This is a genomic window from Halomonas cerina, from assembly GCF_014192215.1.
Taxonomy (GTDB): Bacteria; Pseudomonadota; Gammaproteobacteria; order Pseudomonadales; family Halomonadaceae; genus Halomonas; species Halomonas cerina.
This window is the reverse complement of sequence record NZ_JACHXP010000003.1, coordinates 15,450-28,048: the sequence shown is the minus strand read 5'-3', so window position 1 is coordinate 28,048 and position 12,599 is coordinate 15,450. Positions and strand designations below refer to the sequence as shown.

The 12,599-nt window shown below is 68.8% G+C and carries 9 protein-coding genes; 3 read left to right on the top strand and 6 right to left on the bottom strand.

Annotation, left to right across the window (positions count from 1 at the left end):
• Nucleotides 1–2: 2 nt before the first annotated feature.
• Nucleotides 3–1,523, bottom strand: a complete 1,521-nt coding sequence (gene exaC, locus FHR94_RS03485; RefSeq protein ID WP_183324237.1) for an acetaldehyde dehydrogenase ExaC — start codon at nt 1,521–1,523, stop codon at nt 3–5.
• Between the two features lie 140 nt (nt 1,524–1,663).
• Between exaC and FHR94_RS03480 the strand changes: the two genes are divergently transcribed.
• Nucleotides 1,664–2,344, top strand: a complete 681-nt coding sequence (locus FHR94_RS03480) for a response regulator (protein WP_183324236.1) — start codon at nt 1,664–1,666, stop codon at nt 2,342–2,344.
• Here the strand turns inward: FHR94_RS03480 and FHR94_RS03475 are convergent.
• A complete protein-coding gene (locus tag FHR94_RS03475; RefSeq protein WP_246389816.1) occupies nt 2,336–3,700 on the bottom strand; it encodes an ATP-binding response regulator in 1,365 nt (454 codons plus the stop codon). The genes FHR94_RS03480 and FHR94_RS03475 overlap by 9 nt on opposite strands.
• The gene (nosP, locus tag FHR94_RS03470) at nt 3,669–4,868 is read right to left on the bottom strand and encodes a nitric oxide-sensing protein NosP (RefSeq protein WP_246389815.1); all 1,200 of its coding nucleotides are present in this window, start codon (nt 4,866–4,868) and stop codon (nt 3,669–3,671) included. The genes FHR94_RS03475 and nosP overlap by 32 nt, the downstream gene beginning before the upstream one ends.
• A 243-nt stretch (nt 4,869–5,111) precedes the next feature.
• Here nosP and FHR94_RS03465 point away from each other — a divergent pair, with 243 nt between their 5' ends.
• A complete protein-coding gene (locus tag FHR94_RS03465; RefSeq protein ID WP_183324234.1) occupies nt 5,112–5,609 on the top strand; it encodes a hypothetical protein in 498 nt (165 codons plus the stop codon).
• A gap of 166 nt (nt 5,610–5,775) precedes the next feature.
• Here the strand turns inward: FHR94_RS03465 and FHR94_RS03460 are convergent, their stop codons facing one another.
• The 3 genes from FHR94_RS03460 to ptsP are packed head-to-tail and all read right to left on the bottom strand — an operon-like array spanning nt 5,776 to nt 11,359.
• On the bottom strand, nt 5,776–7,524 hold the full coding sequence (locus FHR94_RS03460; RefSeq protein WP_183324233.1) for a PTS fructose-like transporter subunit IIB: 1,749 nt from the start codon (nt 7,522–7,524) through the stop codon (nt 5,776–5,778).
• Nucleotides 7,521–8,495 carry a 1-phosphofructokinase gene (gene pfkB / locus FHR94_RS03455; RefSeq protein WP_183324232.1) on the bottom strand — a complete coding sequence of 325 codons (975 nt, stop codon included), beginning with the start codon at nt 8,493–8,495 and terminating at the stop codon, nt 7,521–7,523. The genes FHR94_RS03460 and pfkB overlap by 4 nt, the downstream gene beginning before the upstream one ends.
• On the bottom strand, nt 8,495–11,359 hold the full coding sequence (gene ptsP / locus FHR94_RS03450; RefSeq protein ID WP_183324231.1) for a phosphoenolpyruvate--protein phosphotransferase: 2,865 nt from the start codon (nt 11,357–11,359) through the stop codon (nt 8,495–8,497). The genes pfkB and ptsP overlap by 1 nt, the downstream gene beginning before the upstream one ends.
• Before the next feature lie 215 nt (nt 11,360–11,574).
• On the opposite strand from ptsP, the gene cra reads away from it, so the two are divergent.
• On the top strand, nt 11,575–12,594 hold the full coding sequence (gene cra / locus FHR94_RS03445) for a catabolite repressor/activator (RefSeq protein WP_183324230.1): 1,020 nt from the start codon (nt 11,575–11,577) through the stop codon (nt 12,592–12,594).
• Nucleotides 12,595–12,599 lie beyond the last annotated feature (5 nt).

Genomic DNA, 12,599 nt, shown 5'->3' with positions numbered 1-12,599 from the left:
GCTTAGAAGAACCCCAGCGGGTTGGTGTCGTAGCTCACCAGCAGGTTCTTGGTCTGCTGATAGTGCTCGAGGGCCACCTTGTGGGTCTCGCGACCGACGCCGGACTTCTTGTAGCCGCCGAAGGCGGCGTGGGCTGGGTACTGGTGGTAGCAGTTGGTCCACACGCGGCCGGCCTGGATGCCACGCCCCATGCGGAAGGCCACGTTCATGTCACGGCTCCAGACGCCGGCGCCGAGCCCGAACTCGGTATCGTTGGCGATGGCCAGCGCCTCGGCTTCGTCCTTGAAAGTGGTCACCGCCACCACCGGGCCGAAGATCTCCTCCTGGAAGACGCGCATCTTGTTGTGGCCCTTAAGCAGGGTCGGCTGAATGTAATAGCCGTTGTTGATGGCCGGCTCCAGGGTTTCCCGCTGGCCGCCGGTGAGAAACTCGGCGCCTTCCTCGCGGGCGATCTCCATGTAGGCCATGATCTTGTCGAACTGCTCCTGGGAGGCCTGGGCGCCGACCTGGACGTCGGTATCCAGCGGGTTGCCGCGTTTGATCGACAGGGTGCGTTCCATGACCTTGGCCATGAAGGTGTCGTACATGCTCTCCTGGATCAGCGCCCGGGACGGACAGGTGCAGACCTCGCCCTGATTGAAGAAGGCCAGCACCAGCCCCTCCGCGGCCTTGTCGAGAAATTCCGGCTCGGCGTTCAGGATGTCGGCGAAGTAGATGTTCGGCGACTTGCCCCCCAGTTCCACGGTGGAAGGGATGATGTTGTCGGCGGCGCACTTGAGGATGTGCGCGCCCACCGGGGTGGACCCGGTGAAGGCGATCTTAGCGATGCGCTTGCTGGTGGCCAGCGCCTGACCGGCCTCGGCGCCGTAGCCGTTGACGATATTGACCACCCCCGGCGGCAGCAGGTCGCCGACCAGCTTCATCAGTTCGAGGATGGAGGCCGGGGTCTGCTCGGCGGGCTTCAGGACCACGCAGTTGCCGGCCGCCAGCGCCGGGGCCAGCTTCCACACGGCCATCAGCAGCGGGAAGTTCCAGGGGATGATCTGGCCCACCACGCCCAGCGGCTCATGGAAGTGATACGAGACGGTGTGGGCGTCGATGTCCGCCGCGGTCCCCTCCTGGGCGCGGATGCAGCCGGCGAAGTAGCGGAAGTGATCCACCGCCAGCGGCAGGTCGGCATTGAGCGTCTCGCGCACCGCCTTGCCATTGTCCCAGGTCTCGGCCACGGCGAGCCTCTCGAGGTTCTGCTCGATGCGCTCGGCGATCCTGAGCAGCACATTGGCGCGCTCGGCGGCGGCGGTCCTGCCCCAGGCCGGGGCGGCCTGGTGGGCGGCATCCAGCGCCCTGTCGATGTCCTCGGCGGTGGAGCGGGGAATCTCGCAGAACACCTCGCCGTTGACCGGACTGACGTTATCGAAGTACCGGCCCTTCACCGGCGGCACGAACTCGCCGCCGATGAAGTTGCCGTAGCGTGTCTCGAAGCTGATCAGCGAATCGGCCTGGCCGGGATTGGCATAGATCATGACGTGACTCCTGAGGTGTTGTCGTTATCGGTGAACACCTCTCCAGTCTTGGTCAGGAAGACCTTCTGCGACATACTCCGGTGGCAGGAGACGGCCTCCTCCTTCGGAAGGAGGCGAGAGGATTCCACGAGGGATTGCCCATGCATACCCTGATGGTCGCCGATGACCATCCGTTGTTCCGCGAGGCCATCGCGGCGGTGATCGAGGCCGGCCTGCCCGCCTGCCGACTGCTGGAGGCGGAAAGCCTGGCCGAGGCCCTTCACCGCGCCGAGGCCTGCGAGGAACTCGACCTGGTGCTGCTCGACCTCGACCTGCCGGATGCCGAGGGACTGGCGGGGCTGCGGGCACTGCGCGCGGCCCATCCCTGGCTGCCGATAGCGATTCTCTCCGCCGATCAGGAGCGGCGGACCATCCTCGATGCCATCGACCTGGGGGCAGTCGGCTACATCCCCAAGTCGACGCCACGCCGAGAGCTGCTCACGGCGCTGGCCCGCCTGCTGGAAGGCCAGCTCTATCTGCCCTCGGATATCATCCGCCGCCCCCCGGCCGCGGCCCGCCGGGCGCCGCCCGCCGATGATGACGTTCGCCAGCACCTGGCGCAGCTCACCGACAAGCAGCTTGAAGTGTTGATCTGCCTGACCCGCGGCGCCTCCAACAAGGTAATTGCCCGGGAACTGGACATTGCCGAGACCACGGTGAAGACCCATGTCTCGGCGATCCTGCGCAAGCTCGGCGTGGCGGGCCGGGTCCAGGCGATCCTCGCCGCTGGCGAGGTCGATCTCGAGGCCCTGCTGGCCGACCGTCGCGAACCCTCACGCTGAGTCACCGGCCAGCAGGTCGACCAGGGCCATGCGCAGGCGCAGCGGCTTCAGGGGCTTGAGCAGGCAGCCGTACCCCAGCTGCCGGCTCAGGCTCTTGATCGACGCCTCATGGTTGGCGGTGACCACCACGACCGGCAGCCCTGGTTGGCGCTCCCGAAGCCGCGCCGCCGCCGCGAGGCCATCGGGGGCTTCCTCCCCCAGGTGATAATCGACCAGCAGCACATCCGCGGTCTCATCCTCCGCACCACTCTCCAGGGCCGCCAGCGAGGTCGCGGTCCGCACCCAACACCCCCAGCCTTCGAGCAGCGCCGCCATGCCCTTACAGATCCCGGGATCGTCGTCGAGGACCCAGACCCGAGTTCCCTCCAGGACGCTCCCCTCCTCCGGCGACGCCGAGACAGCCGGCGAACGCGGCGACGCTGTCGGCTGTCGGCCATAGGGGACCCGCACCGAGAACAGCGATCCGCGGCCCGGCTCGGAGACCAGCCGCAGGGGATGGCCGAGCATGCCCGCGATGCGGTCGACGATGGCCAGGCCCAGGCCCAGGCCGCGATCCTCGGCATCGCGGTTGCCGCCAAGGCGCTGGAACTCTCGGAAGATCGCCTCGCGCTGCGCCTCGGGAATGCCCGGGCCGGTGTCCCCCACCAGGATCTCGAGCCCGTCGGGACGACGGCGACAGCCCAGCAGGATCCTGCCGCGCCCGGTGTAACGGATGGCATTGGTCAGGAAGTTGCGCACCACCCGAGCCAGCAGCGCCAGGTCCGAGGCGATCAGTCCCTTACTCGGCACGTAGTGGAAGTCGAGCCCGCGGGTCGCCGCCTGCTGGCGGTATTCCTCGGCCAGCACGTCGAGCAGTCGATCGACCGGGAAGGGGGCGATGTCCGGCTCGAGCACCCCGGCATCGAGCCGAGAGATGTCCACCAGGGTGCCGAGCAGTGCCTCCACGTCCTTGAGCGAGCGGCCGATATGCCCCACCAGGCGGGTCGAGGACGCGGGCAGGTCATGATCCTCCAGGGCGCTGGTGAACAGCCTGGCCGCATTCAGCGGCTGCAGCAGGTCGTGGCTCACCGCGGCCAGGAAGCGGGTCTTGGAGAGGTTGGCGGTCTCGGCATCGGCCTTGGCGGCATGCAGTTCGGCCAGGGCCCGCTGCAGGGCCTCGGTGCGCTCGCGCACCTGCTCGGCAAGCAGTACCGAGTGCTCGAAGGCCGCGTAGGGGGCACCGCCGGCCACGCCGGCCGACTCCACGCGCTCCATCAGCGCCGCGCAGATCCGTCGCAGCCGGGCGTTCTCCTCCAGCAGCTCCCCCTCCCGCGGCGTGGCGAGCTCAGGCGTCTCCTGCGGCCGGGTGAGATCCAATGGCCACCCCGGTGAAGGTCTGGTTGATGTGCATGCCATGGTGCTGCTCCCCGTAGGTGTTGAAGCCCACCACCCGCGAGCGGGCCAGCAGCCGCGAGGCGGCGCCGGCCTGGCCCTGGGCCTCCAGTTCCAGGCGACGCAGGAAGCAGTCGCAACCGATCACCAGCGCCGGCTCGCCGAGGCGACCGGCGAGCCCCGCCAGCGTCGCCTCCAGATCCTCGAGCAGCGGCGCCGGCTGCATGGCGGTAAGCACGATGCCGTTCTCCACCGCACAGTAGAAGCTGAGGCTGCCATCCGGATTGACCCGCTGGATGGAGCGTACGTAGTGCGCCTCGCCGAGGCGTACCGACAGGGGGTGGCGAGCGAACACGGTGGCATCCAGCGCCGCGACGGGCAGCCCCACCAGGCGAGCATACTCCTCGGCGGCGGGGGCCGCGTTAAGCTCGATAACGCGCCGCCGCTCGCGATCGACACGGGTAACCACCAGCTTCTCCTGCCGCGGGCGCAGGTGGTGGGTGGTGAAGACCTCGAAGGGCAGACGGGTGTTAATCATCACCACCACGGCGGCCTGGTCATGGAAGCGTCCCTCGGCATGGACATAGGTATGGGCCAGGCGGTTGTCATCGCCGGCGCTACCGCCGAAGCTCGGGATGCGTCCCAAGGCGGCGTCCAGGGTCGCCAGCACCTGTTCCTCGCTGCTGGAGAGGCCATCGAGCAGGGTCAGGGCGAAGCTGTGCTCCCCCACTGGGGCCGGAGCCCGGCCGCGGCAGTCATCGAGCAGGCCGTCGACCAGTCGCTGGGCACGCAGCAGGTCGAAGCCCCCAAGGTCCTCTACCAGGGTGCAGGAGACGGCGAAGTGGCGGCGGTCCAGGCCGATGGCCACGATAGTGCCGCGTTCGTAGCCGTCCGGCGTGATCTCGCCGGCGGTGGTGCAACCTGCCACCGGTATGTCGCTGAAGGCATTCACCAGCGCCTCGGAGAGCGTCTCCAGCGGATACTCGGCGCTACAGAAGAAGAGCACGAAGCCCAGATGGTCGTGGCGAAGGGCACGGGCCAGCTCACAGGCGGCGACATGCGGATCGCGCTGGCGGCTCACCGCGCTGTGTAGCGGCGGGGTGCCCCACGGGGTCTCGAGGGCGAGGGGCATGGTGGACGAGAGGTCGAGCATGGCGATCCCCTGATGACGGTCTCGGCCAGTGTAGGCCGCCGGCGGGTCATCCCACAACGGCGAGCCCCACCCCCAAAACCTTAAAAAAATAATGCTATTTCAGATGAAAAACCCTAGTACTTTGGTAGGGACCTGGAGCGAAATTGACTGATGTCAAGTAACGGTCGACGACAGGGTGACTATCCTGTTATCTGGTGCCCGGAAGGGATCCGGACGACGACAACCAACAATAAGGAGATGCCCGTGCCACCACTCGCCTCCGCGCCCCTCGATACCTGCTCCACGGAGGAACAGCTCATCCTGACCCACGACCACGAACGCCGCGAGATGGAACGTTACCGTGGCCTGGCCCTGAGCTTCCTCCCCACCCGGCCTGACGTCAGCCGCCTGATGGCCGTCCTCGGCATCAAGTGCGAGATCCGCCTCGCCTCGCTGAGCTTGGTTGCCAGGCATCTGCAGTTGCAGCACTGCCTGCCCGCCCCAGACACCTGCCGGCTACGACCGCCCTCTGCCTTCGACCGCCAGTTGTTCATCGCCGGCGACACCATGACCTGCCAGACATTGAACCACGCCCTCACCGCCAGCCATCAATCACGCCAGTTCACCGAGCTGATGGCAAGACTCTGCCATGCCGCCGAGCTCGACACCCTGCTGGGTCATTTCATCGAACAGAAGCAACACGAGTGCCGCCTGCTCGAGGCGGCGCAGCAAATCGCCTGTCCCGCGACACCCCGGGAGTGATCCCAGAGCGCAGGGTCATGCCTTGCGCCGACACCACCCGGCTGCCGGGATCGGACAGCACCTATCGGATGACCGAACGCAGGACCTTCGTCCCGGTGCCCGCCACCACACAAAACGCCCCGGTGTCCTCTCGGATCACCGGGGCGGACAGCCGCCGCGTGAACGGTCAGGCGCTGGCCTCGATGGCCACCGCCTGGCCGCCGCGCTTGATCGCCGCGTAGCCCAGGCCCGTGATCAGCGAACCGGTGAGGATCGCCACGAGATAGAGCAGTGCCGGGGTGATGGCATTGGGAATCAGCAACACGAAGATGCCACCATGGGGCGCCATCAGCTTGGCCCCGACCAGCATGGACAGTGCCCCGGTGACGGCACCGCCGATCATGCTCACCGGAATCACCCGTAGCGGGTCCTTGGCGGCGAAGGGAATGGCCCCTTCACTGATGAAGCAGAACCCCAGCACCAAGGAGGCCTTGCCGGCCTCGCGCTCCGGTTCGGAGAACTTCGCCTTGGCGACGAAGCTGGCGATGCCCATGCCGATGGCCGGCACCATGCCGGCGGCCATGATCGCGGCCATGGGCGCGTAGGTCTCGGAGGCGAGCAGCCCCACACCGAAGGTATAGGCGGCCTTGTTGACCGGCCCGCCGAGGTCGAAGCACATCATTGAGCCGAGCAGGATGCCCAGCAGTACGGCGTTGGCGGACCCCATGTTCTCGAGGAAGGTGGTCAGGGCGGCGAGGATGCCTGCCACCGGCTCGCCGACCACGTAGATCATGGTCAGGCCGGTGACCAGGCTCGCGACCAGCGGGATGATCAGGATCGGCTTGAGCGACTCGACGCTGGCCGGCAGCTTGACATACTGGGCCACCGCCTTGGCCACGTAGCCGGCCAGGAAGCCGGCCAGGATGCCACCGATGAAACCAGCGCCGATGTTCGCGGCCAGCATGCCACCGATCATGCCCGGGGCGATGCCCGGCCGGTCGGCGATGGAATAGGCAATATAGCCGGCCAGCACCGGTACCATCAGGGCGAAGGCGGTGCCACCGCCGATCTGCATCAGCGCCGCGGCCAGCGTGCCCTCCTCCTCGAAGGCCTCGATGCCGAACACGAACGACAATGCGATCAGCAGGCCCCCCGCGACCACCATGGGCAGCATGAAGGACACCCCGGTCAGCAGGTGCTTGTAGACCCCCTTCTCCTTGACACTCTTCTTGCGCTCCCCCCCACCGGACGAGGCCGCCACGGCGTCCTCCACCTCGGCATTGGCCAGCGCTTCCTCGATGGTGGGACGCGGCTTCTTCAGCGCGTTACCGGTCGAGGTGCGCCAGATGCGCTTGCCGACGAAGCGGGTGGGGTCGACCTCGATGTCGCAGGCCAGAATCACCACGTCGGCGGCGGCGATCTCCTCGTCGGTGAGCTGGTCCTGGGCGCCCACCGAGCCCTGGGTCTCGACGCGGATCGTGTGGCCGAGGCTCTTGCCGGCCTCGGCGAGCGCCTCGGCGGCCATGAAGGTGTGGGCGACGCCTGTCGGGCAGGCCGTCACGGCGACGATCTTGCTGGCACCGCTGCGCTTGGCCGGGGAGGCGGCCGGCGCCGCGGACCGCGGCGTGTAGGGCTGGGCCTCGCGCTCGGCCCGCTCGAGAAAGGCCTTGGGGTCAGGCAGGGCCTGGGCAATCGGCGCCTGGTAGAGGCGCTTGCCTTTGAGGCGTTGCGGATCGGGCACGTGATCCGCGGCGACCACCACCAGGTTGGCGGCGTCGATGGCCTCCGCCGAGGCCGGCGTCGGCGTCTCGAGTTCACCGTGCATCTCGACCGTGGCCTGCCAGCCGAGGCGACCGGCGGCCTGCTCGAGGCGGCGGGCGGCGAGGAAGGTGGTGGCCATGCCGCTCGGGCAGGCCGTGATCAGGATGACATTCATGCAAACGCTCCTCCTGCGTCGACGTCATTGAGGCGACGCACGCGGGTCTGTTGTTGGAGTTGAGGAAAGTCGTCGGCATCGAGGGCGCCGACCCCCACATGGCGCACCGATTCGGCGGACAGGGCCGTGGCGAAGCGCAGGACCTGCTCGGCACCCTGGCCCTCCAGCACGCCGTGCAGCATCGCCGCCACCAGGGTGTCACCGGCGCCCACCGTGCTGACCACCCGGGTAGCCGGGGGCACGGCTTGCCAGGCGCCGCGCTGGCTGACCCACAGCACGCCCTGCCCCCCTGCCGAGATCAGGGCCTCCTCGATGCCGGCGGCATACAGCCGCAGGGCCACCGCCAGGCGTGATGCCATATCGGGCAGCGGGGCGCCGGCCCAGGCGGCGAGTTCGTGCTCGTTGGGCTTGACCGCCGTGGGCCGGGCGTCGATGGCCGCGGTCAGGGCCTCCCCGCTGGTGTCGATCCACACCGGCAGGTCATGAGCCTTCAGCCGGGCCACCAGCGCGGCCTGATCGGCGGCCGACACGCCCGGGGGCAGGCTGCCGCCGATGACCACCGCCTGGGGACGCTGGGCCGGATCATCGGCCAGGCCATCCAGTGCCTCGAGCAGCCGCTGCCAGGCGGCGGCATCGATGGCGGCACCAGGCCCGTTGATGTCGGTGACCCGACCGTCGTGTTCGGCGAGCTTGGCGTTGATACGGGTCTCCCCAGGCACCCGCACGAAGGCATCGGTGACCCCCAGCGCCTCGAAGGCACGCAGGAAGGGGCCGTCGTTGTCACGCCCCAGGAAGCCGGAGACCGTCACCTCGTGGCCCAGCGCCACCAGCACCCGGGCGACGTTGACCCCCTTGCCGGCGGCCTCCAGGTGGGTGGACTCGGTGCGGTTGACCTCGCCCGGCACCAGCCGGGGCAGGCCGATCGACAGGTCCAGGGCGGGGTTGAGGCTAAGCGTCAGGACACGGGCCATCAGCGAGCCTCCAGCGCTTCGCGCACGTCATCGCTGGTGGCCTGGGCTAGCGCCAGTGCGGCCTGGGCGCGGGCCTCCTTGAGGTCGAACTCGCGCAGACGGGCCTTGACCATGGGCACCTGCCGGGCACTGACAGAGAGTTCATCGACACCGAGCCCCACCAACACCGGCACCGCCTGGGCGTCGCTGCCCAGCTCGCCACACACGCCGACCCACTTGCCCTGGGCATGGGCGGCGTCGACGGTCATCTGGATCAACCGCAGCACCGCCGGGTGCAGGCCATCGGACTGGGCCGATAGCTCGGGATGGCCGCGGTCGATGGCCAGGGTGTACTGGGTCAGATCGTTGGTGCCGATGGAGAAGAAGTCGACCTCCCGGGCCAGGCTCGGCGCCAGCAGCGCGCAGGACGGTACCTCGATCATCACCCCGAGCTGTACGTCGGTAGCCCGTTCGGTTTCGGGGAGGCGCTCGAGCAGGCGGTCGAAGATGGCCTTGGCGGCGCGGAACTCGGCGACGTCCTTGACCATCGGCAGCATGATGCGCAGCGGTCGGCCCTTCCCCGCCACCAGCAGCGCATGGAACTGGGTCTCCAGCACCTCCGGCTGGGTCAGCGCCAGGCGAATGCCGCGCAGGCCGAGGAACGGATTGTCCTCCTGGGGCACCGGCCAGTAGGGCAACGGCTTGTCGCCCCCCACGTCCAGGGTACGCGCCACCAGCGGGCGGCCGTCGAGGGCGTCGACGGCCTCGCGGTACTCCTCGATCTGGGTGGCAAGATCCGGGGCCTCGGCATGGGCCATGAAGAGGAACTCGGTACGCAGCAGGCCCACCCCCTCGGCGCCGCGCGCCACGGCGTCCGCGGCATGGGCGGTATTGCCCAGGTTGGCGGCCACCTCGACGCGATGACCATCCCGGGTACGGCCTTGCTCGAAGCGCGTCGACCAGGCCTCGCGCTCACGCCGCCGATGCTCCTCGAGGCTGAGCTCGGCGCGGTCCCGCCGTTCCTGCGAGGGCGCCGGGGTGACGCGACCGCGGTCGCCGTCGAGGATCAGCTCGGTGCCGTTGTCCAGGGTCAGCACCCGTGCACCGGCCCCGACCACCGCGGGTATCCCCAGGGCGCGGGCGAGGATGGCGCTGTGGGCGGTGGCCCCGCCCCGGGCGGTGAGGATCCCGCGGACGCGCTGGGTGTCGAGGCGCGCCACGTCGGAGGGCCCGATGTCGTCCATCACCAGGATATAGGGATGCTCGGGCGGGTCGGGCTGTTCGACGTGGCACAGGACGCCCAGCACGCGGCGACCCACGTCACGCAGGTCGGCGGCACGCTCGGCCAGCAGCCGGTCGGCGAGCATCTCCTGAGCACGGGCGGCGGTCTCGATGGCCTGCCACCACGCAGCCTCGGCGGACTGCCCTTCCTGGATGCCCTCACGGGCCGCCTGGTGCAGCTCGGGGTCGTCGAGCATCTCCTCGTGCATCGACAGGATCTGGGCGACCTCGCCACCGCGGGCGCTCTGCACCAGCACCTCGAGCTGCTCGGCGCCTCGGCGGATGGCATCGTCCAGGCGACGAATCTCGCCGGCGCTGTCGCCGGCGTGCTCGGGGTACTCGAAGCGCGGGGCACGCATCACGAATACCGGGGCGATGGCCAGGCCCGGCGAGGCGGCCACGCCCGGGTGCGGCTGGTCGGCCGGAAGAGGTTCCGGAGCCGGAGCATCGTGCACCTGCGCCACATGCTCGCGGCCCTCCTCGAAGGGCATCACCTTCTCGCCCAGGCCGCCCAGGACGGCGTCACAGAGGGCCTGTAATGATGCCTCGGCGCCCTCCCCCTCGGCGGAAAACACCAATTGCTGGCCACGCCGGGCGCCGAGACCGATGACCTTGGTGAGGCTGGCGGCGGATACCGCCTCGCTCCCACCTTCGGCCAGGCGAACCTTGATCTTGGTGCGCTGCTCCCGGGCCACTTGGATCAGCTGCTTGGCGGGACGCGCGTGCAGGCCATGGGCGTTGAGGACACGGACACGGGCCGTCTGGGCACTGGCTGACTCCCCGGACAGGCGGGCCAGCACGGTGGCGGCATCGGCGTCGAGGAGGACCTCGCTGCCGCCGCTGTCCAGCAGGCCGGCGATACGCTCAAGCAGCCCCCGATGCGCATCGCCCTGGGCCGCCAGGCAGAACACCCCGTTGACCTCACCGGACGCATCATTGATAGCCAGTTCCGGGGTAGCCAGTGACAACGCCGGGGTCGTGACGCCCCGGTGACTGGTGGTCAGCCACAGGCCCTGGCCAAGCGACAGCGGTTCCTGGCCGGCCACGGTGGCGATGAAGTCGCTTTCCACGCACCCGACCTGACGCAGGCGGGCGGCCGCCGCCAGGGCGAGCTCGAAACGGTCACGGGCGGGAAACTTCAGGCACAGCGTGTCGGCGTCCAGGCGGGCCTCGACGACGGCCTTGGACAACAGCGCGGCGATCGCGTCCGGCGAGGCGGCGGCGGCCAGCCGCTCGGCAACCCCCTCGCGATCCAGCACATGGGTCAGCTGGCGCAGGATATCCAGATGCTCGTCACTCTGGGCGGCGATGGTCACCAGCACGTGCACGCGGTTGCCATCGTGCCAGGTCACGCCGTGCGGGAACTGCAGCACCCTCACCCCGGTGGCGCGCACATGCCGACGGCTTTCGGGGGTCCCGTGAGGGATCGCGATGGCATTGCCGAGCCAGGTCGAGGACTGCGCCTCGCGGGCATGCAGTCCATCCCGGTAGTCGGGATCGACCAGTCCCGCCTGGTGAAGCAGTTCGGCCGCCTGGTCCAGGGCGGCCTGCCAGTCATCGGCATGGCGATCGAGCCGGATGTCGTCCGGGCGTAGTGTCAGCATCAGGACCTCCTGTATCTCGTGGCGACCCGGGCAGTGGCCCGTGACGATGGCTGGATGACGCCTTGACTCGCTCCAGCTGAATCGTGTCACCTTGCGTAAGGTGAATGCTGGATCGATTCTTCTTTTCTAGCAAGCCGAATCGACTACAACTTTAGGGGTACGGGAAGACACCACAGTCAGCGTAGACTGTTAAAGAAACATCGAGGGAGACCTGCATGACACTCGCCGAAATCGCCCAGTTGGCCGGCGTCTCGCGGACCACCGCCAGCTATGTCATTAATGGCAAGGCACGTCAGCACCGTATCAGCCAGGACACCGTCGACCGAGTGATGGCCGTGGTCGAGCGCCACGGCTATCGCGTCGATGCCCAGGCCGCCGCCCTACGGCGCGGGTCGAGCCGCATCCTGGGGTTGATCGTGCCCGACCTGGAGAACCTCAGCTATGCCCGGCTGGCCAAGCTGCTGGAACGGGGGGCGAGGGAGCAGGGCTATCAGCTGCTGATCGTGGCCTCCGACGATCGAGCGGAGACCGAGCGGGAATTGGCCCTGGCGCTGCGGGCCCAGCGCTGCGAGGTGCTGATCACCGCCAGCTGCCTGGCCATGGAAGACCCCTTTTATACCGACCTGATGGCCGGCGGCCTGCCGGTGATCGGCGTGGACCGCGGCTTGCCGGCCGAACGCTTCGCCAGCGTGGTCGGCGACGACCGGCAAGCCGCCGAGCGCCTGACCCGCTCGGTGTTGCGCCCCGGCGTGCGACGCATCGCCTGGCTGGATGCGGTGCCGCAGCTGTCGATCAGCACCGAGCGGCGCGCCGGCTTTGAGGCCGCCCTGGCCGGGCAGACACTGGACAGGGTGACGTGCAGCGGCGCACGTTACGAACGGGCCGAAGGCGCTCGCCTGATGCGTGATCTGCTCGATAAACAGGGGCTGCCCGATGCCTTGGTGACCGCCTCCTACGCCCTGCTGGACGGCGTCTTCGATGTGCTGCTGGAAGATGGCGGCCTGCCCCAGGGACTGACCCTGGCCACCTTCGGCGACAATCGCCTGCTCGACTTCCTGCCGCTACCCGTCAACTCCGCGGTCCAGGATCACGCGGTGATCGCCCGGGAAACGCTGGCGCTGGCGCTGGCGGCCTCCCGAGGTGACTACCGGCCCGGGTGCGTGACCGTGCCCCGGCACCTCCGATGGCGGCTGCCCTCACGCACCGCGACGGCCTCCGCCCCGGCCACGGGATAATACCG

Coding starts and splice junctions, on each gene's coding strand:
- FHR94_RS03460 (WP_183324233.1), bottom strand. CDS start 7,524: ATGAATGTCATCCTGATCACGGCCTGCCCGAGCGGCATGGCCACCACC.
- exaC (WP_183324237.1), bottom strand. CDS start 1,523: ATGATCTATGCCAATCCCGGCCAGGCCGATTCGCTGATCAGCTTCGAG.
- pfkB (WP_183324232.1), bottom strand. CDS start 8,495: ATGGCCCGTGTCCTGACGCTTAGCCTCAACCCCGCCCTGGACCTGTCG.
- nosP (WP_246389815.1), bottom strand. CDS start 4,868: ATGCTCGACCTCTCGTCCACCATGCCCCTCGCCCTCGAGACCCCGTGG.
- FHR94_RS03480 (WP_183324236.1), top strand. CDS start 1,664: ATGCATACCCTGATGGTCGCCGATGACCATCCGTTGTTCCGCGAGGCC.
- cra (WP_183324230.1), top strand. CDS start 11,575: ATGACACTCGCCGAAATCGCCCAGTTGGCCGGCGTCTCGCGGACCACC.
- ptsP (WP_183324231.1), bottom strand. CDS start 11,359: ATGCTGACACTACGCCCGGACGACATCCGGCTCGATCGCCATGCCGAT.